Origin of the sequence: Micromonospora sp. RHAY321 (genome assembly GCF_023896955.1) — a bacterium.
In the GTDB taxonomy this organism is placed as follows: Bacteria; Actinomycetota; Actinomycetes; order Mycobacteriales; family Micromonosporaceae; genus Micromonospora.
On record NZ_JAMHIW010000019.1, the window covers coordinates 42,866 to 64,181 of the forward strand.

The 21,316-nt window shown below is 70.5% G+C and carries 21 protein-coding genes; 12 read left to right on the forward strand and 9 right to left on the reverse strand.

All coding sequences use genetic code 11. The annotated features are described in order from the left end of the window. Window positions 1-2 precede the first annotated feature (2 nt). Together M8C17_RS27555 and M8C17_RS27560 are read right to left on the reverse strand one after the other, a co-directional pair. Entirely contained in the window at window positions 3-668 is a 666-nt protein-coding gene (locus tag M8C17_RS27555; RefSeq protein ID WP_252419478.1) for a hypothetical protein, read from the reverse strand. Window positions 669-711: 43 nt separating this feature from the next. Beyond that, entirely contained in the window at window positions 712-3,117 is a 2,406-nt protein-coding gene (locus M8C17_RS27560; RefSeq protein WP_252419479.1) for a PEP/pyruvate-binding domain-containing protein, read from the reverse strand. A 120-nt stretch (window positions 3,118-3,237) separates the two neighbouring features. Between M8C17_RS27560 and M8C17_RS27565 the strand changes: the two genes are divergently transcribed. Next, window positions 3,238-3,894: a M23 family metallopeptidase gene (locus M8C17_RS27565; RefSeq protein ID WP_252419551.1), complete on the forward strand. Its 657-nt coding sequence runs from the start codon at window positions 3,238-3,240 to the stop codon at window positions 3,892-3,894. Between the two features lie 111 nt (window positions 3,895-4,005). Then, the gene (locus tag M8C17_RS27570) at window positions 4,006-4,236 is read left to right on the forward strand and encodes a DUF2188 domain-containing protein (protein WP_252419480.1); all 231 of its coding nucleotides are present in this window, start codon (window positions 4,006-4,008) and stop codon (window positions 4,234-4,236) included. Between the two features lie 81 nt (window positions 4,237-4,317). On the opposite strand, the gene M8C17_RS27575 is transcribed toward M8C17_RS27570, so the two are convergent. Both M8C17_RS27575 and M8C17_RS27580 read right to left on the reverse strand, forming a co-directional pair. After that, window positions 4,318-5,340 (reverse strand): DUF4331 family protein, encoded by a 1,023-nt coding sequence (locus M8C17_RS27575; protein WP_252419481.1) that lies wholly within the window; start codon window positions 5,338-5,340, stop codon window positions 4,318-4,320. A 51-nt stretch (window positions 5,341-5,391) separates the two neighbouring features. Further along, window positions 5,392-6,579 (reverse strand): ROK family transcriptional regulator, encoded by a 1,188-nt coding sequence (locus M8C17_RS27580; RefSeq protein ID WP_252419482.1) that lies wholly within the window; start codon window positions 6,577-6,579, stop codon window positions 5,392-5,394. A gap of 92 nt (window positions 6,580-6,671) precedes the next feature. On the opposite strand from M8C17_RS27580, the gene M8C17_RS27585 reads away from it, so the two are divergent. Next, on the forward strand, window positions 6,672-7,970 hold the full coding sequence (locus M8C17_RS27585; RefSeq protein WP_252419483.1) for a DUF1479 domain-containing protein: 1,299 nt from the start codon (window positions 6,672-6,674) through the stop codon (window positions 7,968-7,970). A 101-nt stretch (window positions 7,971-8,071) separates the two neighbouring features. Here M8C17_RS27585 and M8C17_RS27590 read toward each other — a convergent pair whose 3' ends face one another. Beyond that, entirely contained in the window at window positions 8,072-9,331 is a 1,260-nt protein-coding gene (locus M8C17_RS27590) for a family 16 glycosylhydrolase (RefSeq protein ID WP_252419484.1), read from the reverse strand. Between the two features lie 327 nt (window positions 9,332-9,658). Between M8C17_RS27590 and M8C17_RS27595 the strand changes: the two genes are divergently transcribed. Beyond that, window positions 9,659-10,057: a hypothetical protein gene (locus M8C17_RS27595; RefSeq protein ID WP_252419485.1), complete on the forward strand. Its 399-nt coding sequence runs from the start codon at window positions 9,659-9,661 to the stop codon at window positions 10,055-10,057. Window positions 10,058-10,151: 94 nt separating this feature from the next. Then, window positions 10,152-11,054 (forward strand): LysR family transcriptional regulator, encoded by a 903-nt coding sequence (locus M8C17_RS27600; RefSeq protein WP_252419486.1) that lies wholly within the window; start codon window positions 10,152-10,154, stop codon window positions 11,052-11,054. Window positions 11,055-11,061: 7 nt separating this feature from the next. Here M8C17_RS27600 and M8C17_RS27605 read toward each other — a convergent pair whose 3' ends face one another. Further along, window positions 11,062-11,682, reverse strand: coding sequence for a TetR/AcrR family transcriptional regulator (locus M8C17_RS27605; RefSeq protein WP_252419487.1), 621 nt, complete (start codon window positions 11,680-11,682; stop codon window positions 11,062-11,064). 116 nt (window positions 11,683-11,798) lie between these two features. Here M8C17_RS27605 and M8C17_RS27610 point away from each other — a divergent pair, with 116 nt between their 5' ends. The 3 genes from M8C17_RS27610 to M8C17_RS27620 all read left to right on the forward strand — a co-directional run bounded on the left by M8C17_RS27610 (window position 11,799) and on the right by M8C17_RS27620 (window position 14,099). Beyond that, complete coding sequence (locus M8C17_RS27610) at window positions 11,799-12,515, forward strand: SDR family NAD(P)-dependent oxidoreductase (RefSeq protein WP_252419488.1); 717 nt, start codon at window positions 11,799-11,801, stop codon at window positions 12,513-12,515. Window positions 12,516-12,545: 30 nt separating this feature from the next. Continuing rightward, window positions 12,546-12,785 carry a 4-oxalocrotonate tautomerase family protein gene (locus M8C17_RS27615; RefSeq protein WP_252419489.1) on the forward strand — a complete coding sequence of 80 codons (240 nt, stop codon included), beginning with the start codon at window positions 12,546-12,548 and terminating at the stop codon, window positions 12,783-12,785. A 138-nt stretch (window positions 12,786-12,923) separates the two neighbouring features. Beyond that, window positions 12,924-14,099, forward strand: a complete 1,176-nt coding sequence (locus M8C17_RS27620; protein WP_252419490.1) for an alcohol dehydrogenase catalytic domain-containing protein — start codon at window positions 12,924-12,926, stop codon at window positions 14,097-14,099. Window positions 14,100-14,111: 12 nt separating this feature from the next. On the opposite strand, the gene M8C17_RS27625 is transcribed toward M8C17_RS27620, so the two are convergent. Both M8C17_RS27625 and M8C17_RS27630 read right to left on the reverse strand, forming a co-directional pair. Beyond that, window positions 14,112-14,534: a thioesterase family protein gene (locus tag M8C17_RS27625; protein WP_252419491.1), complete on the reverse strand. Its 423-nt coding sequence runs from the start codon at window positions 14,532-14,534 to the stop codon at window positions 14,112-14,114. A 69-nt stretch (window positions 14,535-14,603) separates the two neighbouring features. After that, a complete protein-coding gene (locus M8C17_RS27630) occupies window positions 14,604-14,984 on the reverse strand; it encodes a hypothetical protein (RefSeq protein WP_252419492.1) in 381 nt (126 codons plus the stop codon). A gap of 535 nt (window positions 14,985-15,519) precedes the next feature. Between M8C17_RS27630 and mmsA the strand changes: the two genes are divergently transcribed. The 4 genes from mmsA to M8C17_RS27650 all read left to right on the forward strand — a co-directional run bounded on the left by mmsA (window position 15,520) and on the right by M8C17_RS27650 (window position 20,889). After that, window positions 15,520-17,067, forward strand: a complete 1,548-nt coding sequence (gene mmsA, locus M8C17_RS27635) for a multiple monosaccharide ABC transporter ATP-binding protein (RefSeq protein ID WP_252419493.1) — start codon at window positions 15,520-15,522, stop codon at window positions 17,065-17,067. Continuing rightward, window positions 17,064-18,362 (forward strand): multiple monosaccharide ABC transporter permease, encoded by a 1,299-nt coding sequence (mmsB, locus tag M8C17_RS27640; RefSeq protein WP_252419494.1) that lies wholly within the window; start codon window positions 17,064-17,066, stop codon window positions 18,360-18,362. Before mmsA ends, mmsB begins: the two co-directional genes overlap by 4 nt. Window positions 18,363-18,413: 51 nt before the next feature. Beyond that, complete coding sequence (locus M8C17_RS27645) at window positions 18,414-19,517, forward strand: sugar-binding protein (RefSeq protein WP_252419495.1); 1,104 nt, start codon at window positions 18,414-18,416, stop codon at window positions 19,515-19,517. A 112-nt stretch (window positions 19,518-19,629) separates the two neighbouring features. Continuing rightward, window positions 19,630-20,889 (forward strand): ROK family transcriptional regulator, encoded by a 1,260-nt coding sequence (locus M8C17_RS27650; RefSeq protein ID WP_252419496.1) that lies wholly within the window; start codon window positions 19,630-19,632, stop codon window positions 20,887-20,889. Between the two features lie 35 nt (window positions 20,890-20,924). Here the strand turns inward: M8C17_RS27650 and M8C17_RS27655 are convergent, their stop codons facing one another. Then, window positions 20,925-21,269, reverse strand: coding sequence for a hypothetical protein (locus M8C17_RS27655; protein WP_252419497.1), 345 nt, complete (start codon window positions 21,267-21,269; stop codon window positions 20,925-20,927). Between the last annotated feature and the right edge of the window lie 47 nt (window positions 21,270-21,316).

Sequence of the window (21,316 nt, forward strand, 5' to 3'; positions counted from 1 at the left end):
GGTTACCGGCTGACGGTTCCGGGCGCGGGAGTGCCCCGCGCGCTGCGCAGGAGGCCGTCGGGGTCGTCCGCGTACAGCCGCAGCTCGTCCACCGGCTCGGACCGGCCCTTCGGCAGGTCGAAGGTCGTCGGCCGGCGCAGCAGGACGTCGATGCTCGTCTGGCTGCCGACCGAGAGGTGCAGCACCCGGCGCTCGCCCTCCTGCTCGACCTGCACCGTCTTACTGGACGGCAGCGAGCGGTAACGCTTGCGGAGGGCCTCGATGTCCGTCCACGGAATCCAGATGTCGATGCCCGAACTCACGCGGACCCGCAGGCCCCTGTCACCGACGAGGTGCGGGTGGATCTGCATGCTCGCGTAGAGACCGGCCATCCAGAGCAGACCCCAGACGCCGAGGGCGAGCACGATCCAGCGGGCCGGGCCCCACGGCACCACGTGGGTGACGATCAGGTCGAAGATCGGAATCTCCACGACCGACAGGCCGATGAAGATGCCGAGGATCGGCTTGACCACGCCCAGGTAGCCGAACGGTTCGTCGCCCGGCGCCAAGGGCAGTGGCTTGCGCCGCGCCCACACGTACAGGCTGCGCCACATCGCGGCCTCCATCTCGGCCACCCGGCGCAGCAGCGGGCCCACCTTCACCCCGGTCGGGGCCTTCACGTCGGTCATGGTCGTCCTCGCGGCAATGGTCGGGCGGTCAGTGGGCGGGTGGTCAGTGGACGGTGACGGTTCCGGCGGCGCCGTCCACGGTGACGAGCTGACCGGTCGAGATCGTGCGGGTGGCGTCGGGCACGCAGATGACGGCCGGGATGCCGTACTCCCGGGCCACCGTCGGGCCGTGCGCCATGATCGCGCCGGTCTCGGTGACCAGTGCCCCGGCGGTGAGGAACAGCGGGGTCCAGCCGGGGTCGGTGGTCGCGGCGACCAGGACCTCGCCCGGCTCGACGTGTGCGGTGGCCGGGTCGTGGACGACCCGGGCAGGGCCGGTCACCCGGCCCGCCGACGCGCCCACGCCGGTGAGGGTGCCATCGACGGCGGGCGCCACCGGCAGTACGGCCTCGACGTCGGTGCCGTCGGACAGCAGCGCCACGGGCACCGTCCTGCGGCGCAACTCCCTGCGGTGCACCGCCCTGCGGGAGGCGATCGTGGCCCGGTGGTCGACGCTGTCGTGCACCGAGGCGTGTGCCTCGTCGAGGGTCAGGAACATGATGTCGTCGGGCTGTTCCAGCAGGCCGGCCGCGTGCAGGTCGGCGCCGATGAGCAGCAGTTGCCGGCGGGTCTCGCGCAGCGGGTACAGCCCGGCGAACTTGCCGGCCTCGCGCAGGCCGGCCAACGACCGGGCACGGCGCAGCAGGAACCCGGCGATCGTGCCCCGTACCGGCCGCCGGCGGCGTGCCCGCCTGACCAGTTCGTCGAGCGCGGCCTCGGCCGTCGCGGCGGCCCGCTGGAAGCGCTGGTCCGGGCCCTGCCGCGGGTCGGTGACCCGCAGGTAGTTGGCGAGCGCCGCGAAGACCGGCGTCGGGTCCTCCGCCCACCGCGGCACCCCGAGGTCGACCTCGGCGACGCCGCGGTGACCGTAGGCGTCCAGGAAGCCGGCCATCCCGACGTCGGGCAGTGTCCCGCGCAGGTATCGCGCGGCCAGTTCGTCCGGCGGGGTGTCGAGCAGGAGTTGACGATGGTCGCCCGCGTTCTGGGCGAGCCGCCAGAGCGCCAGATCCATCTCGATGGTGACGTTGTGCGGCATCCCGCCCAGCACGGTGTGGATCTCATCCTGGGTCGCGACGCCCTTGAGCAACGAGGCTGGCAACGCGGCGGCGAGCATGCCCGTGACGATCGGCCACATGATCGCGTCGGCGCTGTCGTCGTCGGCGTCCCGCGCCTTTAGGAAGCGCAGGCGGTCGGCGGCGGTGCGCAGGTCGGCGGGGGCCGCCGACCGTACTCTCATCTGCTCGACGGCCTGGAACATGCGGATCCGCGCCGCGTCGGGACGGGCCAGCGCGCGCAGGATCCCCACCACCGCGCGGCCGGCGGTCCGCAGGGACGCCGCCCCCTGCGCCGCGCCGCGCTCGGCGCTGACCGTGGTCACGGCGAACCGTGGATCCCCCAGGACGTGCTGCATCACCGCCTGCGCCCGCGGGCCGAAGTCGACGGCCAGGAGCTTGACCAGCCGCTTGCGGGACGACCTGCTTCGAGCCAGGTCGGTCAGGTCGCCGTAGAGGCGACCGCCGATGTCGACGATCTCGACCCGGACGCCGAGGGAGGCGAGCATCGCCGAGATCTGCGACCGCAGGGTCGACATGCCCATGGGGGTGACCGGTTGCAGCATGCCCTGAACGTGGCCGAACTCCAGATAGACCCGGGGGAGGGGCTTCCCGGTCTCCGGCGGAAGGGGGAACAGGCTCGTGATCGGCCGGGACTGCAACAGCCACAGCACCCCGTCGCCGTCGATCGCCCACTCCACGTCCTGCGGGGAGCCGAAGTGTCCCTGCAGCCGCTCACCGGTGGCCCGCAGCTCCGCGAGGTGCGCGGGCGTCAGGCAACCTTCGGCGTCCCGCGCGACGCCGTCGAGGACGTAGTGGTCCACGGTCGCCGCCCCGTCCACCACGGCCGTGCCGAGGCCCGGCGCGGCGTCGACGGCCATCTCGTCGCGTCGGCCGGTCAGCGGGTTGGCGGTGAACAGCACCCCGGCCACGGCGGGAGTGATCATGCGTTGGACGACGACGGCCATCCGCACCGTCGAGTGGTCGATCTCGCGGGCGTCGCGGTAGGCGGTCGCGCGAGCGCTGTGCAGCGAGTCCCAGCACTTCCCGATCGCGGCGATCAGCTCGGCGGTGCCCGTGACGTTCAGGACGGTGTCCTGCTGCCCGGCGAAGCTCGCATCCGGCAGGTCCTCCGCCGTGGCGCTGGAGCGTACGGCCACCGGGCCGGCACCGAGCCGCTCGTACGCGGCGACGATCTCCGCCTGCGGGATGACGCCGAGCCGGTGAGCCTCGGCGGTGACGCAGAATCCCTCCGGGACCCGCTCGCCTCGCCGGATCAGCTCGCCCAGCCCGGCCGCCTTGCCGCCGACCAGGTCGACCATGTCGGCGGTGGCCTCGGACAACGCGATCACGTGCATGTGGGGCCTCGTCTCTATGCAATGCACCTGCATTGCATCCCACGGTACCCGTTTGGCGATACGACTGCAATGTCACCGTCGCGGGGGCGACCCGGAGCGGAGGCGTTGCCGACGTCTGCCATGCTCGGGGCGGTGACGACCGGCCACCCCACCAGAGTCCGCACCCACCGTCGCGCCCGCAGTCGCACCGCCCGCGTCCTCCTCGCGCTCGTCGCGGTCGTGGCCCTCATCGCCGTCGCCGTGGTCGTCGTGCCGATGCTGCGCCCGCCCGGCCCGCGACCGCTCTTCCAGCTTCCGGTCGCCTGCGGTGAGACGTGGCAGCTCAGCACCTACCCCGGCCACGACGACTACGACGTCGACCTGTTCCCGACCGAGGGTGAGGCGTGGGGGAGGCCCGTCCTCGCGTCCTACGCCGGCACCGTCACCGTGGCGGGCGTCAACGGGTCGGTGGGCGGGCGTAACCCGGAGAACCCGGAGGGCCCGCGTGGTCGCGGCGGCGGTTACTGGGTCAAGATCGACCACGGCGGCAAGTGGGAGACGCAGTACCTGCACCTGCTCGAACCGCCGCTGGTCCGGGTCGGTCAGCGGGTCGCCCAGGGCGACCAGATCGGGCGGCTCGGCAGCACCGGCAATTCCGGCGCCCCGCACCTGCACTACGAGCAGCGCCGTGGCTGGGACAAGGTCGAGACCCACTTCGACGGCGAGCCTTCGGGCATCACCACCGACGAACGCGAACAGATCATCAAGCGCAAGAGCAACAACTGCGTGCCCGGCTGACCGCCAGCCACCGCCTCACGCTCTTTTGTGGACGTCGGTGGCACGTTTTGCCCGGCCCGGCTCCGGGCACTGGTTCTGATGGACAGACTCAGACGCAGGGAGGAACCGGTCATGACCAAGGGTGACGTCGACACGTACCACGAGGACGGGCAGTGGAAGAACCGCCCGGAGGGCAACGAGCGAGCCAGCAGTACCCATGAGGTCAAGGCCGAGGCGCAGGCCCGTGGTCGCGAGATGGCGGCCGACCGTGGCGTCGAGCATGTGATCAAGAAGCAGGACGGCACGATCGGGGAGAAGAACACGTACCCGCGCAGCCGCGATCCGCGAGACATCGAGGGCTGAGCGCTTCTCGCCCACCTGCGGGCTGACCTCTCCGGCGACTCCGGAGAGGTCAGCCCGTTTCGGGCACGAACGGCGGCCCGATCAGGCCGGCACCACGTACGGGAACGTGTCGGCGCGCGCGCCCTTGGTCACGTCCGGGGTGAGTCCGGAGGTCATGCCGGTGTTGAGCACCAGGGAGAACATCACCTCGGGCGCGTTGTCGGCCATGGTGCGTCCGTTGCGGACGGCGAAGCCGTAGTTGGCAGCCGTGCCCACCTGGTACGACAGCACGTCCGGATAGAGCTGCCGTGCCACGCTCCAGCCGTACGCCTGCGGGTCCGGCGCGGTGCCGTTCGCCGCGACGACCCCCGCGACGGCGGACGCGATCTCCTCGCCGTCCTCCCGGAGATCGTCGCAGGGGTGCCGGGTGTTGGCCGGGTTGGAGAAGTCGGTGTCGGTGGGCCAGAAGATCGGCCACATCATGGGGTGGCCGGCGCGGTTGATCTGGCGCCACCCGCCCGCGTCGGTGGCCAGCATGGTGCGGCACCAGACGCCGATCTGGGTGCCGTCGCGCAGCATCGGCTCGTCGTGGGACACCTCGAGCACGATGGACTCGACGGTGGTGCCGGCGAAGCTGTTCTTGGCGTTGTCGGCCCGCCACGCCGAGCGGTCCAGCTTCGCGCCGTCCTTGACCGCGCCGTTGATGGTCGCCAGCTCGTCGAGGTCGACGTAGAACGGGTCGGTGATCCGCCCGGCCCAGACCCGTGCGTTGCCGCCACGGGACACCTCGCCGCTGCGGCCCTGCACGATCGGAGTGCCCATCGCGGCGTCGTCGCGGGCGTCGGCACCGGTGAGCTCGTACAACTGCAGCGCCTGCCTGCCGTCGCCGTCCAGCTCACCGAAGGCGAACCGGTAGGTCAACCCCTCGGTGTCGGCGTCGTTGAAGTGAATCTTGATCTCGTAGCGCGCCTCGGCGTGGAAGCCCCGCTTGATGTCGGCCTTCGTCACCGAGCTGTTGACGTCCATGACGAACACCGTGGCGCGGTCGCCGTTGAAGACGTACAGGTCGTCGATGTAGAGCTGGCCGCTCTGGGCGGCGAGGGGGGTGTCGAGGTGGTGCGACATGGATTCACTCCCGGTACTGCCGGACTTATTGGACTAATCCGAACATAGCGGTCAGTCCTCCTGTCGCCGGCCGAATCCGTGGTCGTGCTCGTTGGGGGACCGGAGGTCCGCCGAGGATGCCGTTCGTGAGGGGAGGGCGATGATGGCCGAGCGAAGGCGGTCAAGAGCCTCGGCGCGGGCGCCGGTCAACGACGGCTCCTCCGTCAGCCGCGCCGGGCGTACCTCGACATGGCGGGGCATCCGCGTGAACTCGGTGGCGATGGCGTCCAGGATCGCCGGCCGGCTGCCCCAGGGGCCGCCGACGAGGACCAGGCGCGGATCGGCGAGCGCGACGACGGCGGCCAGCACCCCGCTGACGGCCCGCCCCAGCGCCTGGCGGCTGGTCGCGGGGAGCCGGCCGACGCGGTCGACGTCGATGGCCGTCGTGCCGGCGCGTCGCAGGTCGAGGTCGGCGAACACGTCGATGAACCGGGTGGCCTGCCCGTCGGGGCCGATGGTCACCAGGTGCGCGATCTCCCCGGCGACCCCGGAGTGACCGCGGCGTACCTCGCCGTCGCTGACGATCGCGCATCCCAGTCCCTCGCCGAGGAACACGTAGGCGAAGTCGTGCAGGCCCGCCGGGTCGGTGTCGCGTTCGGCCTGCGCCGCCCAGTTGACGTCGTTGTCGACGATGACCGGGCCGGCGACCTGGGGCGTCAGCACACCGACCGGGTCGAGTTCGCCGAGCAGGAACGGCGCGTCGGGCAGTCGGACCAGTCGTCCGCTGGCGCGTTCCACCGGGTCGGCGGCGCTGACGACCGCCAGCCGGATGCTCTTCCCGTCGCTCTCGCCGGCCTGGTCGACGGCGCGGCGCAGGGCGGCCGCCACCTGCTCGGCCCGGGCCGGCCGGCTGATGTCGTGCCGGGTCCGCCCGAGGATGTCGCCGTGGGCGTCGACCCGCTCGACCACCACCCCGTCCGGCGCGATGCTGATGGCCAGGGCGGTGCCGACGGTGTCGGCGAGGGCGTAGTACGAGCCGACGCGGCCCCGGCCGCGCCCGCCGGGCGTCCGTTCCCCGGTGTCCACGAGCAGGCCGGCCTCGGTCAGCCGGCGCACGCTCTCGCCCACGGTGGGCTTGGAGAGGCCGCTGCGGGCCGCCAGGTTGGCGCGGGTCAGCCGCCGCGCGCGCATCAGCTCCCGCAGCACGTGCTCGTCGGTCAGCGAGCGGAGCAGCTCCAGCGAGGGCTTGACGGTGGTCACCCCCCGATTCTAGGCAGGAGTCTTGCCTAGAAGGGTCCCCGCCTCCTACAGTCATTTCCAAGAAGGAGCCCTAACTAGAAGGAGGTCGCGCCATGAACGCCCAGCCCGCCCTGGCCGTCGCCCCGCTCCCGCCCCTGCCGCACTGGGAGTCGACCCCGGACGACCTCCCCGCCGCCATCCGCGAGATCAAGGCCGCGCTGCGGGGCCGGATCGAGGCCTCCGGCCGTACGGTCGAGGAGGTGTTCGCGGTCGTCGAACGGCGGGTGCGGGCCAAGGTCGACGAGATCGTCGCTGCCAGGGACCGCGGCGAGACGGTCTGGCCGGTCATCGAGTACGCCGACATCGAGGCCGGCACCGTGCCGGCGGAGGCGATGGCGAAGCTCCGCGAGCGGGGGTGCCTCGTCGTCCGCGGCCACTTCGACCGTCAGCAGGCCCTCGACTGGGACCGCGACATCGTCGACTACGTGGACGGCAACGGGTTCACCGAGGCATACAGCGGCCCCGCCGACGACTTCTTCGGCAGCGTGGGGTCCACGCCCGAGATCTACCCGATCTACTGGTCACCCGCGCAGATGCAGGCCCGCCAGAGCGACCGGATGGCCCGGGTGCAGGCATTCCTCAACAGTCAGTGGAAGCACGAGTCCGAGGGCGTCCGGTGGTTCGACCCGGATCGCGACTCGCTCTACCCGGACCGGATCCGCCGCCGGCCGCCGGGCGCGGACTCCAACGGCCTGGGCACGCACCTCGACCCCGGCACCCTCGACCTGTGGATGACCGAGGTGTACCAGAAGGCCTTCCGCCACCTCTTCGACGGCACCGTCGAGCAGTACGACCCCTGGGACGCCGCCCACCGCACCGCCGGGCCGCAGTACCCCGGCACCACCATGTGCTCGGCCTTCCGTACCTTCCAGGGCTGGACGGCTCTCTCCGACATGGACCACGACCAGGGGGTGCTGCACACCGTTCCGGTCCCCGAGGCGATGGCCTACCTGATGCTGCGGCCACTGCTCGCCGACGTGCCCGCCGACGACATGTGCGGCGTCACGGTCAACCAGGTCTTCCCCGCCAGCGAGACCTGGCACCCGCTGCTCATGCGGGCACTCGCCGGCATCCCCGACGTCCGGGCGGGCGACTCGGTCTGGTGGCACTGCGACATGATCCACAGCGTCGCGCCGGTTCAGGACCAGCGGGGCTGGGGCAATGTCATGTACATCCCCGCTGCCCCGTGGTGCCCGCGCAACGAGCGGTACGCGGCCTCCGTCCGCGAGGCGTTCCGCACCGGGGCCAGCCCGACGGACTTCCCGGCGGAGCACTACGAGCGCAACTGGCCCGACCGTTTCCAGCCCGACGACCTCAACCCCATCGGGCGGCGCGGCCTGGGCCTCGACTGATCACCGGCTCGCGGGGCCGTCCGGCGGTGGCGGTCCCGCGTACGGCGGTGGGCCGCCCGGACATGTCGCCGGACAGCCCACTCGCCGCTGCTCGGGAGGTGTCAGACGCGGGACCACTTCTGGTTGGCGGCACCTATGCAGTCCCACAGGTGCAGCTTGCCGCCGTTGTTGGGGTTGGCGTCCCGGACGTCCACGCACTTGTTGGCGCTCAGGTTGACCAGGTCGCCAGCGCCGTTGAGGGTGAAGCGCTGGGCGGGATTGCCGTTGCAGGAGACCAGGTTGACCTCGGTGCCGTTGGCGGTGCCGGCCCAGGCCGGGTCCATGCACTTGCCCATCGCCCGGACGGTCCCGTCAGAGGCGAACGTCCAGGACTGCGCCGCGGTGGTGTTGCAGTCCCAGATCTGCAGCTTGGCGCCCTCGACCGGGTTGGCGCCGGGGATGTCGATGCAGCGTCCGCTCTGCGCGCCCCTGATCCGGCTGGTGCCGGGAGCCGGGTCGCCGCCGCCGCCGGAGGTGTAACTGGACACCCGGACGTAGTCGACGAGCATCTGCTGCGGGAACTGGGTGGAGGCGTCCGGGTAGCCGGGCCAGTTACCGCCGACCGCCACGTTCAGGATCATGAAGAACGGGTGGTCGAACACCCACCGGTTGCCGCCGAGCCGGGCGGGGTCGACCCGGTGGTACTGCACGCCGTCCAGGTACCAGGTGATCACGTTCGGCTCCCAGTCCACCCGGTAGGTGTGGAAGCCGTCGGCGAGCGGCCCGCCGAGGGTGCGGCTGCCGGTGATGCCGCCGCCGCCGGAGTAGCCGGGCCCGTGCACGGTGCCGTAGACGGTGTTGGGTTCCCGGCCGATGTTCTCCATGATGTCGATCTCGCCGGCGTCGGGCCACCCGCCGCCGGTGCCGAGCATCCAGAACGCCGGCCAGATGCCCTGGCCGCGCGGGATCTTGATGCGGGCCTCGAAGCGGCCGTACGTCTGGGTGAAGGTGGCCGCGGTCAGCAACCGCGCCGACGTGTACTCGCAGCGCCCGTAGTGGCACTGGTAGTTGGCGGGGTTTTCCCGGCGGGCGGTGATGACCAGGTTGCCCTGGCCATCGTGGACGGCGTTGCTGGTGCTGTTGGTGTAGTACTGCCGTTCGTTGTTGCCCCAGCCGCCGCCGCCGATGTCGAACCGCCATTTGTTCTGGTCGACGGGCGTGCCGGCCGAGGCGTTGAACTCGTCCTGCCAGCTGATCGGGCCGATGGCGGCCTCGGCCCGGTCGTTCTGGGACGGGAGGACGAGCGCCACGGAGGTGGCGATGAGGGCGACCGCCGCGAGGACGAACGGCCGGAGGCGTGGGGCGGGACGGGCTGTGAACACGGGAGGCTCCTCAGCGAGGGGGTGGCGGAGGCTTGAGCCCGGAGAGTGCCGGAGAGCGCTCTCTAGAACGAAGAATGTCGATATGAACGGCATTCTGTCAAGAGTGTTGCCAGCACGGGGACAGGGGGTCACCGCCCGGTTCTCGCCCGTAGTCGGGGCGGCTCCGTGCCACCCCCGAACGCGCACACGTGCTACCCCGATAGCGGTCGAATCGACCCTTCCTATTGCCGTGGGGCGTCCACGGGGGACAGGATGACGAGGCTCGCCGGAAACATCCCCGTAACCTGCGCGCTGCTGGTCTCTGTCACGAGGAAGTGGGAGTCAGTCATGAGCGACGTGTCGACGGCGCTGGGTGTGCGCCTCTACCCGGACCTGGTCGAGCGGGGTGGTCTGGCCCCCGCGCTCATCGAGATCGCTGCCCGCCACGAGCTGGATCTGGGCCGGGTGAGCGCCCCGGAGCAGGGGCGTAGCCGGTTCACCTGCGCCGAGCTGCACTCCGACCAGGGTGTGGTCTGCGTCGGCCTGGGTTCCCAGGCCCGATACTTCATGGTGGACCTCCGGGTGTCCGGCGAGGTCCAGGCCCGGGGCGACGCCATGGATCTCGTCCAGGTGGCCCAGCTGGCCTCGGCCTGGCGGGCAGGACTGACGCTCGCCGAGCTCACCACCCGGTTCCCGTTCATGGAGGAGACGAAGCGCCACCCCGCACCGGTGGCCCAGGTGCACTGACGGATCGACGTGTCAGGTCAGGGTCGGCGACCAGCAACGACGCCGTCGGCCGTGACCCGGCACCGGCCACCTGCGACGGCGGTAGCCTCAGGCTGTGACCCCTGATCTTCGGCAGCTCAGGTACTTCGTTGCCGTTGCCGAGGAGTCGAGCTTCACCCGGGCCGCCAGCCGGCTGATGATCACGCAGCAGTCACTCTCCCAGCAGATCAACGCCCTGGAGCGGATCCTCGGCGCGAAGTTGTTCGACCGGGGCAGCCGGGGCACCAGGCTGACCGGTACCGGAACGCTGTTTCTGCCGGAGGCGCGCGCGGTGCTGGACCGCGCCGACGAGGCCGTCGCCGTGGTACGGCGGGCCGTGCGCGGCGAGACAGGCCAACTCCGCGTGGCGTTCCTGGCCACCACCGCCAACCATCTGCTGCCGCCGGTGGTCCGGGCGGTGCGGGACCGCCTGCCCGGCCTGGAACTGACCACCGAGGAGACCACCATCGGGCCACTGGTCGACGGCCTGTCCAGCGGCCGGTACGACCTCGCGTTCACCCGCCCGCCGCAGGTGCCCGGCCTGGCCGCCAGGACCCTCGTCACCGAACAGGTGTGCGCCGTTCTGCCCGAGGGCCACCCGCTCGCCGACCGGACCGAGCTGACGCTGCCCGAGTTGGCCGACGAACGCTGGGTGATGACCCCGCGCAGTTCCTGGGAGCCCTGGCACCGCAGGTTCGACGAGGACTTCCGGGCCGCCGGGTTCACTCCCGACATCGTCGCCCGGGACGCCAGCGTCCAGGGTCTGCTGGGTCTCGTCGCCGCAGGCGTCGGGATCACCCGACTCGGCCGGTCCGCGCACAACCTCCGCCGTACGGGTGTGGTGTTCGTGCCGCTGGCCGGCGAGTTCGCCACCACCGTGATGCTCTGGCGGCCCGACGACCGCTCGGTCGCCCTGCACCGCGTGCTGGCGGTGGTGACCGAGTTAGCCGCCACGGTTGACCTCACCACCACCGGCTGACGCGCACTCAGTCGGTCGCGGCCCGGGCCTGTGCCGGTACCTGGAGAAGGTCGAGGCAGTTGCGCCACAGCATCTCCAGCTGGGCCGGATCGTTGAGCAGCTTCGCGAGCAGAACCCGTCCCTCGATCTGGGCGACGATGGACCGGGCGGCCTCGCGGGTGTCGACCGACGGGCCCGCCACGCCGGCCTCCTTCGCCTCGACGACCACCCGCTCGATGAGGTCCATCTGCTCCTCGAAGATCTCCTGAAGCCTTTGGCGGATCTCCTCGGCCTGGTTGCTGAGTTCGAGGGCGAGGTTGCCGAACAGGCAGCCGGCGACCACCCCGGCCTTCTGCTGGCCGGCGCGCTGGATCTCCTCGGTGGCCTCGAACAGGTCCCGGAGCCGCCGCAGCGGGTCGTGCCCGCTGCCGAGCAGCTGCTCCCACTGGCGGCGCTGGGTGGCCCAGTGCTCCTCGATGACGGTGCGGGCGAGCGCCTGCTTCGACTCGAAGAAGTAGTAGAAGCTGCCCTTCGGCACGCCCGCCGCCGCGCAGATCTCGGCCACGCCCAGCGCCGAGTAGCCACGCTGTTCGATCAGCGTGGCGGCCGCGTCGAGGATCTTGTTCCGCGCGTCACTGGTCCGTCCCATGCTTTGACGATACACGACCGGTCGGCTAGTTTTTAGTCGACCAGTCGTCTAGTGGTCACTCCGACCGGGCCGACCAGGCCCGACCCCACGGCTCCGGCCAGTCAGGAAGTGTTTCCATGAGTACCAGTCAGGGACAGAAGGTCGTCGTGATCACCGGTGCGTCCCAGGGCATCGGCGCCGACCTCGTCACCGCCTACCGCAAGCTCGGATACGGCGTCGTGGCGACCTCGCGCTCGATCGGCGTGGCCGACGACCCGGAGATCGTCACCGTTCGCGGCGACATCTCCGAGGCCGACACCGCCGAGCGGGTGGTCCGTGCCGCCCTGGACCGTTTCGGGCGGATCGACACCCTGGTGAACAACGCCGGGATCTTCGTCGCCAAGCCCTTCACCGACTACACCGACGAGGACTACCAGCTGGTCACCGGGATCAACCTCGCCGGGTTCTTCCACCTCACCCGGCGCGTCCTGCCGCACCTGCTGGCCACCGGCGCCGGGCACATCGTCACCATCACGACCAGTTTCGTCGACCAGCCCAACTCGAACGTCCCGTCGGCGCTCGCCTCGTTGACCAAGGGTGGTCTCAGCTCCGCCACCAAGTCACTGGCCATCGAGTACGCGGGTCGGGGAGTCCGGGTCAACGCCGTCGCACCCGGCATCATCAAGACCCCGATGCACCCCGTCGAGACGCACCAGGCGCTCGCGGGCCTGCACCCGGTGGGTCGCATGGGCGAGACCAGCGACGTCGTCGACGCTGTCGTCTACCTCGAGTCCGCACCCTTCGTCACCGGCGAGATCCTGCACGTCGACGGCGGCCAGAACGCCGGTCACTGAACCCACGCAACCCCGGAAGAGGAGCAGATCATGCCGATCGTCACCATCCAGATCACCCGCGAGGGCAGCACGCCCGGCGCGTCCGCGGCGACCGCCGAGGAGAAGGCCGCACTCATCAAGGGCGTGAGCGAACTGCTGCGCGACGTCCTCAACAAGCCCTTGACGTCCACCTTCGTGGTGATCGACGAGGTCGAGACCGAGAACTGGGGTCACGGCGGCCTGCCGGTCGAGCAGTTCCGGCAGCAGCAGCGCGACGCTGGATCCGAGTAGACCGAGGCGACCAAGCCGGCCGGGTGGCGTCGCTCGACGCCGCCCGGCACGACCGGTGCGGGCTCGACCTGCCGGCCGGTGGCATGAACCGACCGGCCCCGGGAAGGACGGGTCCCTGCCGCCGGTGAGGGAGTAGGGATGAGAGCCGTGGTCTACACGGACGTGCGCACCGTCGCGGTGCGGGAGGTGCCGGACGCGACGGTGGAGGCCGGGACCGACGCGCTCGTGCGGATCACCTCCACCGCCCTGTGCGGCACCGACCTGCACATGTACGACGGGCGGACCAGCGCCGAACCCGGCATGGTGCTCGGTCACGAGCCGCTGGGCGTCGTGCAGCAGGTGGGCGCCGCCGTGCAGACCGTCCGCCCGGGCACCCGCGTGGTGATCCCCACGCACCTCTTCTGCGGAACGTGCGTGATGTGCGCCCGGGGCCTGTCGGCGGCCTGCCTCCGCGTGCGCGCCGAGGGGCCGGGCGCGGCGTACGGCTACGCCGGGATGGGCACGTACCGGGGTGCCCAGGCCGATCTGCTGCGCGTGCCGTGGGCCGACGCGAACTGCGTACCCGTGCCCGGTGAGCCCGGGGACGCGTACGAGGACGACTTCGTGCTGCTCGCCGACGCGTTCGTCACCGGTTGGCACGCGGCGGCCACCCTTGCCGGTGTCGAGCCCGGTGACACGGTGGCCGTGTTCGGTGCGGGCACCATCGGCCTGCTCAGCGCGTACTCGGCGCTGATCCGCGGTGCCCGGGTGGTGTACTGCGTGGACGGCGTCGACGTCCGGCTCGACAAGGCCGGCGAGATCGGCGCGGTGCCGGTGGACTTCCGACACGGTGACCCGGTCGAGCAGATCCGCGCGGACCGCGCTCGGACGGGGCTGCCGCTCGGCGAGGAGAAGCTGGGCGGGATCGACAAGGTCATCGACGCGGTCGGGTTCCAGGCCAGGAACCGGGAACGGCCCGACCAGGAACGCCCCGACCAGGTCATCGCCGACGCGGCGCGGCTGGTCAACCCCGTCGGCGCGATCGCGGTCGCCGGTGTGTACCCGAACAACGACCCGCACCCCCGACCCGGTGCGAGCGCCCACGAGGACCTGGTCGCACCATGGGGAACGCTGTTCGGCAAGGGCGTCACGGTCCGGTTCGGCCGCACCCACGACCGCCGCTACACCGTGCTGCTGCGGGACATGGTCGTCGCCGGCCGGGCCCGACCCGGCTTGATCGTCACCCACCACGGCGGCCTCGACGACGCACCCGGGTTGTACCGCAGCTTCGACCGCCGCGAACACGGGGTGATCAAGGCCGTGCTGCACCCCTGAGGACGGCCGGCCTCAGAGGTTGAGCGGCCCCGGGTCGGTGGCCAGCTGCCGGAACCGTACGCGCGGGTCGGGCACCAGCCGTCGGGCCGACAGGTCCAGCAGCCCGCCGACCCCGGTCAGCCTGGCGACCGGGGTGCCGTCCACGCGGGTGTAGTCCTGCTCGATCTGGAACACCTTGCTCTCGCTCCAGTGGAACTGGCAGGACACGTCGACCTCGTCCCCACCGCGCAGCTCCCGCAGGTACTTCAGCGTGACCTCCAGGGCGACCGGCCCCACGCCGGCCGCCAGGAGCCGGTCCTGCGCGATGCCCGCGGCGCGCAGGCACTCCCACCGGGCGTGCTCGCCGTACTGGAGGTAGACGGCCTGGTTCAGGTGCCCCTGCGTGTCCAGCTCGTAGCCACGGACGGTGATGCGTACCCGGAACGGATCTGCCATGGGCCGAGGGTAGCGAGGCTCCGTCGCCGTGGATCGGGTGGCGCTCCACCCGGCCGGACCCGGGTCGCATCAGGCGCGGGCGACCCGCCAGGCGCTCACCACGCACACGGCCGCCGGCAGCAGCCCGACCAGCCAGGCCCACTCCTGGTCCCGCAGGAGGTAGTACCCGACCAGTGCGGCCAGCAGCGCGACGCCGTAGGCGTTGAGGATGCTCGCCGTCGTCCGTGCCGACTCGGCCCCGCCCCGCCGGCGCACGGCCGAGCCCACCCACGCCAGGGCGCCGACGAAGAAGATGACGCTGAAACCGAGGACCGTCCGCACCACCGGCGGCAGGCGGTCCGCGCCGGCGAAGATGACGACCGTCAGGACGGCCAGGGCCAGGACGCCGGCGACGTACCGCGACCGCGCCGGGTCGTGCTGGTCGCCGTGGGCATCGGGTCGTGCGGTCATATCGCTCTCCTCCGGCGACGCGTGCGGCGTGGCGATTGCCGAAGGGGTCGGCATCACCCTGGTGCCCGACTGTCCGGATTCTAGGAGAAACGGCCCCACGCCAGGGGGCCTGACCAGCGGTGTGGATCACATCGTCGCAGCCTGGCCGGCCGGACTCCCCGCCGCGCGGTCCTCGGCGACTTCAATGATCATGGACGCTCGATGGCGGAGGGGCGCCCGTGGTGGCTACCCTGTGCCGGCCGTGAAACGGTCGTGCCTGGTGGCGGCCCTGCGGACAGCGGCCGGGGTCGATCATCCGGATTCGCCCGGCCGGCGTCAGGGCGGAGAGCGTTCCCGGGGTGCCGTGAGTGGCTGCCGGGGCGACTGGGGCAGACGAACACTGCGCTACGTCTATATTGCCGGATTGTTACATTTTCAACAGGCCCTCGCCTTGCGGATGGGCCTCTCGCCGCAATACGTTGCCGTCAACAACAAAACCGAGTGAAGGTCAAACCTTCCGGAGGCAACCGATGACGTTGGCGAGGTGGTACGAGCGATGAGCGACGTGCCCATCCTCCTTGAGATGCGCTCCATCACCAAGGAGTTTCCCGGAGTCAAGGCCCTCTCCGACGTCAACCTGGTGGTTCGCGCCGGCGAGATCCATGCCATCTGCGGCGAGAACGGCGCGGGCAAGTCCACGCTGATGAAGGTCCTCAGCGGGGTCTACCCGTACGGCACCTACGACGGCCAGATCATCTACCAGGGCGCGGAGACACGGTTCTCCGACATCCGCGCCAGCGAGAACGCCGGCATCGTGATCATCCACCAGGAGCTCGCGCTGATCCCCGGCATGTCGATCACCGAGAACATCTTCCTCGGCAACGAGCCGCGCAAGCGGGGTGCGATCGACTGGACCGCTGCCAACCGGATGGCGCTGGACCTGATGGCCCGGGTCGGTCTCGAGGAAGACCCGGACACCCTGATCAAGGACATCGGTGTCGGCAAGCAGCAGCTCGTGGAGATCGCCAAGGCGTTCGCCAAGGACGTGAAGCTGCTCATCCTGGACGAGCCGACCGCCGCGCTGAACGAGGCTGACTCGCGGCACCTGCTCGACCTGCTGCGCGGCTTCCGCTCGCGCGGCATCACCTCGATCATGATCTCGCACAAGCTGAACGAGATCGAGGCGATCGCGGACCAGATCACCATCCTCCGGGACGGCCGGACCGTCGAGACGCTGGACGTCAAGGCCGACGGCGTCGACGAGGACCGGATCGTGCGGGGCATGGTCGGCCGCGAGCTGAGCAGCCGGTTCCCGGACCACACGCCGAAGATCGGCGAGGTCTTCTTCGAGGTCCGCAACTGGAACGTCCGGCACCCGATCTCGGCCGAGCGGCAGGTCTGCAAGAACGAGAGTTTCGTGGTGCGTCGCGGCGAGATCGTCGGCTTCGCCGGCCTGATGGGCGCGGGCCGCACGGAGCTGGCGATGAGTGTCTTCGGCCGCTCCTACGGGGTGTTCGAGTCGGGCACGATCATCAAGGACGGCAAGGAGATCGTCCTGAAGTCGGTCGCGGACGCGATCGACCACGGGCTCGCGTACGTCAGCGAGGACCGCAAGGCGATCGGCCTCAACCTGCTCGACGACATCAAGTCGTCGACGGTGGCCGCCAAGCTGTCCAAGATCTCGCACCACGGCGTCCTGAACGAGGTCGAGGAGTACCAGGCGGCTGAGGCGTACCGCAAGGAGTTGCGGACCAAGGCCCCGACGGTCGACGAGAGCGTCTCGAAGCTCTCCGGCGGCAACCAGCAGAAGGTCGTCCTGGCGAAGTGGATGTTCACCGACCCGGACCTGCTGATCCTCGACGAGCCGACGCGCGGCATCGACGTGGGTGCCAAGTACGAGATCTACGGCATCATCCAGCGGCTCGCCGACCAGGGGAAGGGCGTCGTCGTCATCTCCTCGGAGTTGCCTGAGCTGATCGGGCTCTGCGACCGCATCTACACCGTGTTCGAAGGCTCCATCACGGGCGAGATCGCCCGCGAGGACGCCACCCCGGAAAACCTCATGAAGCAGATGACCTCGACGAAGAAGATGCTGACACGATGAGCCGATTGAAGGACCTTCAGAAGAACCTGTTCGGAGGCACCACCTCCAACGCTCGCCAGTTCGGGATGATCTTCACCCTGGTGGCGATCGTCGTCCTGTTCCAGATCCTGACCGATGGCCTCACCCTGCGGTCGGACAACCTGATCGCGCTGTTCCAGCAGAACTCGTACATTCTGATCCTGGCCATCGGCATGCTCATGGTGATCGTCGCCGGGCACATCGACCTCTCGGTCGGCTCTGTCGCCGCATTCGCGGGCATCCTGGTGGCCAAGTCGATGGCCGACTGGTCGCTGCCCTGGCCCGTCGCCATCCTGTTCGGCCTCGCCATCGGCGCGATCATCGGCGCCTGGCAGGGCTTCTGGGTGGCCTACATCGGGGTTCCGGCGTTCATCGTGACCCTGGCCGGCATGCTGCTGTTCCGCGGTGGCAACCAGTACATCGGTAACGCCAACACGATCCCGGTGCCGGAGGGCTTCCGGGAGATCGGCTCCGGCTTCCTGCCCGAGTTCGGTCCGAACACCGGCTACAACAACGCCACGCTGCTGCTCGGCCTGGCCGCGGCGGTGGCCGTGGTGTGGCGCGAGATCCAGGCCCGCAAGACCCGTCGGGCGATGGACGCCGACCCGGCGCCGATGTGGATCTCGATCCTGCGGATGGCCATCATGGTCGGGGTGATCGCCTTCGCGGCGCTGCGCTTCGCCAGCGGTCGCGTCGGCACCAGCTTCCCGATCTCCGGCATCATCCTGCTGGTCCTGGTGATCGCGTACTCCTTCTACACCCGCAACACGGCCGGTGGCCGGCACATCTACGCGGTGGGCGGCAACTCCCGGGCGGCCGAACTGTCCGGCGTGAAGCTCAAGCGGGTCAACTTCTTCGTCATGATGAACATGTCCGTCCTGGCCGCCCTGGCCGGCATGATCTTCGTGGCCCGTTCGGCGGCCTCCGGACCGCAGGACGGCAACGGCTGGGAACTGGACGCCATCGCCGCGGTCTTCATCGGTGGCGCGGCCGTCTCCGGCGGCATCGGCACCATCAGCGGCTCGATCGTTGGTGGTCTCGTCATGGCCGTGCTCAACAACGGCCTGCAACTGATGGGCGTCGGCACCGACCGCGTCCAGATCATCAAGGGCCTGGTCCTGCTGCTGGCCGTCGCCATCGACGTCTACAACAAGAGCCAGGGGCGGTTCTCCATCATCGGGAGCCTGATGCGACCGTTCCGTCGCGAGGACTCCGCCCCACCCGCCTCACCGCCGGACGCGGAGCGCGAGCCCGCCAAGGCAGCGGTGTCCGGCTGACGGCCACCGACCTCTCCACCCGTTCCAACTTTCAGAAAGGCAAGTCCTCACATGCGTAAATTCTTCGGCACGTCGGTGGTGGCCATCAGTGCCGCTGCCATGCTGGCCCTGGCCGGCTGCGGCTCCGGCCGTGACGGCGACAGCGGCTCCGGCGGCGAGGCGGCCAAGGGCTTCCCGGCGAACTCCCTGATCGGTGTGGCCCTGCCGGCCAAGACCTCGGAGAACTGGGTCCTCGCCGGTGACCTCTTCACCAACGGTCTCAAGGAGGCCGGTTTCCAGGCTGACGTGCAGTACGCCGGCGCGTCGACCACGGTGGCCGACCAGCAGGCCCAGATCACCGCCATGACCACCAAGGGCGCCAAGGTCATCGTCATCGGCGCGACCGACGCCGCGCAGCTGTCGACCCAGGTCGCCGCGGCCCACGCCGCCGGCGTGAAGGTCATCGCGTACGACCGGCTCATCACCAACACGCCGGACCTCGACTACTACGTCGCGTTCGACAACTTCAAGGTCGGCCAGCTCCAGGGCCAGGCCCTGCTGGACGGCATGAAGGCCAAGAAGCCGAACGGCCCGTACAACATCGAGCTGTTCTCCGGCTCGCCGGACGACAACAACGCCGGTGTCTTCTTCAACGGCGCGATGAGCGTGCTCAAGCCGGAGATCGACAAGGGCAACGTGGTCGTCGCCTCGAAGCAGACCGACGTCAAGCAGACCGCCATCCAGGGCTGGAAGGCCGAGGGTGCGCAGGCCCGCATGGACCAGCTGCTGACCTCGACCTACGGCAACAAGGAGCTGGACGGCGTCCTCTCCCCGAACGACACGCTGGCCCGCGCCATCCTGACCTCGGTCAAGGGTGCTGGCAAGCCGACCCCGGTCGTCACCGGCCAGGACTCCGAGGTCGAGTCGGTCAAGTCGATCGTCGCTGGCGAGCAGTACATGACGATCAACAAGGACACGCGGAACCTGGTCAAGGAGACCATCAACATGGTCAAGGCTCTCCAGGCCGGTAACACCCCGCAGGTGAACGACACCAAGTCCTACAACAACGGCAGCAAGGTCGTCGACACGTACCTGCTCCCGCCGGTCGCCGTCACCAAGGCGAACGCGGCTGAGGCGTACGCCAACGACCCGAAGCTCGCGCCGCTCACCAAGTAATCACCGCTCGGTAGGCAGCAACGCCGATGGGTCCCGGATCTCTTCGTCCGGGACCCATCGTCGTCCTGGCACCCCCGCACCACCCGCCACCGACCCGGAAGGAGGCCTGACCGTGGAGACACCCGTCCGGTTCAGGCCATCCGGCGTCGGCCGCAACCCCGAATCCCCGCAGCCCGCGGCCCCGGGCGCGAGCCAGGAGGAGATCCGGCGGCAGAACCTCGGCGCCGTCCTGCGCTACGTCCACCTGCACGGGCCGACATCCCGGGCCGAGCTGACCAGCCGGCTCGGCCTCAACCGCAGCACCATCGGCGCGCTCGCGGCCGACTTGGTCGCGAGTGGCCTGGTCACCGAGGAGGCGCCGACCACCGCGCGCCGCGCCGGTCGCCCGTCGCTGGTGGTCAGCCCGCGCTCCGACCGCGTCTACGCGCACGCGTTGAGCATCGACGCGGACCGGCTGCGCGCCGCACGGGTCGGCCTCGGCGGCAGCATCCTCGACCTTCGCGAGGTCGCCCGCCGTCCCGGCACGTCGGTGGTCGACGCCGTCGGGCCGCTGGCCGACCTCGTCCGCGACATGGAACGCTCCGTGGCCGCCGACGCCCTGCTGGTCGGCGGCGCGGTCGCGGTCACCGACACCACCCGTGACCGCGACGGCCGGATCCGGATAGCCGGCGTCGACGAGACCCTCGGCGCCGCGCTGGCGGCCGAGTTCACCGCCGGCCCGGGTTTCGTTGCCGGCGACCTGGCCGACATCGCCGGCCTGGCCGAGCACGTCCGTGGCGTCGCGGCGGGCGTCGACGACCTCATCTACCTGCACGGTGACCTCGGCATCAGCGCCGGCCTCATCATCGGCGGCCGGCTCGTGATCGGGCACCGGGGCCACAGCGGCAAGGTCGGCCACATGGTGGTCAACCCGAACGGGCTGCCGTGTGGGTGCGGCTCACGCGGGTGCTGGGAGACCGAGATCGGTGAGGCGGCGCTCCTGCGGCACGCCGGCCGGGACCCGGCCGACCGTGCGGCGGTGGCCGAGGTGCTGCGCGCGGCGGCGGACGGCGACCGCACGGCCCGTGAGGCGGTCGAGCGGGTCGCCGACTGGCTCGGCTTCGGCGTCGCCAACCTGGTCAACGTGGTCAACCCGGACGCCGTGGTGTTCGGCGGCTCGCTGCGCGACATCTTCACCGCCGGAGCGGACACGGTCCGCAGCCGGCTGGACGCGATGCCCCTGCCGGTCTCCCGTGAGCACCTGCGCCTGGAGCCGGCGGCACTCGGCCGCGACGCCGTCCTGATCGGTGCCGCCGAACTGGCCTTCGACAAGCTGCTGGCCGATCCGCTGAACGTCGGCGTCGTGGGTCAGCCCGGGGCCGACCCGGCCTAGCCCGTCGAGCCGTCGGCCGCAGGGCGACGAGTCCCTCAGAGCGGCGGCAGTTCCTCCACCACGCTGGTGCCGGTGCCCGGTCGGGACTCCCACGACCAGCTCTCGTGCAGCCGGAGCCGGCCATCGGGCAGCACCGACACCTCCGAGACGCAGTGCCCTGAGGAGGTCTGGCCGTCGGTGTTGAGCTGGACGTACCGGAAGTCCAACCGATCGCCGTCACGGGTGCCGACGAGGTGACCGCGCCGGATGGACCCGCCGGCGTACTCGGCCCAGACCTCGTCCGCCCTCTCGTGGTAGGCGAACACGGTCTCGGTGCCGACCTCGCCGGCGACGACATCGGCCACGGCGGCGAAGCGGCGCCCGTCCAACGAGATCGTCATGGCGCCGAACGTACTCCTCGACCCGGGCCGCGTCGCCGGTGCGCCCC

What these genes read in the sequence shown, in the direction of transcription:
- M8C17_RS27570 (WP_252419480.1), top strand. Translation starts at nt 4,006, where the DNA reads ATGACCAAGGGTGACGTCGACACGTACCACGAGGACGGGCAGTGGAAG.
- M8C17_RS27575 (WP_252419481.1), bottom strand. Translation starts at nt 5,340, where the DNA reads ATGTCGCACCACCTCGACACCCCCCTCGCCGCCCAGAGCGGCCAGCTC.
- M8C17_RS27605 (WP_252419487.1), bottom strand. Translation starts at nt 11,682, where the DNA reads ATGGGACGGACCAGTGACGCGCGGAACAAGATCCTCGACGCGGCCGCC.
- M8C17_RS27625 (WP_252419491.1), bottom strand. Translation starts at nt 14,534, where the DNA reads ATGGCAGATCCGTTCCGGGTACGCATCACCGTCCGTGGCTACGAGCTG.
- M8C17_RS27595 (WP_252419485.1), top strand. Translation starts at nt 9,659, where the DNA reads ATGAGCGACGTGTCGACGGCGCTGGGTGTGCGCCTCTACCCGGACCTG.
- M8C17_RS27585 (WP_252419483.1), top strand. Translation starts at nt 6,672, where the DNA reads ATGAACGCCCAGCCCGCCCTGGCCGTCGCCCCGCTCCCGCCCCTGCCG.
- M8C17_RS27610 (WP_252419488.1), top strand. Translation starts at nt 11,799, where the DNA reads ATGAGTACCAGTCAGGGACAGAAGGTCGTCGTGATCACCGGTGCGTCC.
- M8C17_RS27620 (WP_252419490.1), top strand. Translation starts at nt 12,924, where the DNA reads ATGAGAGCCGTGGTCTACACGGACGTGCGCACCGTCGCGGTGCGGGAG.
- M8C17_RS27615 (WP_252419489.1), top strand. Translation starts at nt 12,546, where the DNA reads ATGCCGATCGTCACCATCCAGATCACCCGCGAGGGCAGCACGCCCGGC.
- M8C17_RS27560 (WP_252419479.1), bottom strand. Translation starts at nt 3,117, where the DNA reads ATGCACGTGATCGCGTTGTCCGAGGCCACCGCCGACATGGTCGACCTG.
- mmsB (WP_252419494.1), top strand. Translation starts at nt 17,064, where the DNA reads ATGAGCCGATTGAAGGACCTTCAGAAGAACCTGTTCGGAGGCACCACC.
- M8C17_RS27630 (WP_252419492.1), bottom strand. Translation starts at nt 14,984, where the DNA reads ATGACCGCACGACCCGATGCCCACGGCGACCAGCACGACCCGGCGCGG.
- M8C17_RS27645 (WP_252419495.1), top strand. Translation starts at nt 18,414, where the DNA reads ATGCGTAAATTCTTCGGCACGTCGGTGGTGGCCATCAGTGCCGCTGCC.
- M8C17_RS27555 (WP_252419478.1), bottom strand. Translation starts at nt 668, where the DNA reads ATGACCGACGTGAAGGCCCCGACCGGGGTGAAGGTGGGCCCGCTGCTG.
- M8C17_RS27565 (WP_252419551.1), top strand. Translation starts at nt 3,238, where the DNA reads ATGCTCGGGGCGGTGACGACCGGCCACCCCACCAGAGTCCGCACCCAC.
- M8C17_RS27655 (WP_252419497.1), bottom strand. Translation starts at nt 21,269, where the DNA reads ATGACGATCTCGTTGGACGGGCGCCGCTTCGCCGCCGTGGCCGATGTC.
- mmsA (WP_252419493.1), top strand. Translation starts at nt 15,520, where the DNA reads ATGAGCGACGTGCCCATCCTCCTTGAGATGCGCTCCATCACCAAGGAG.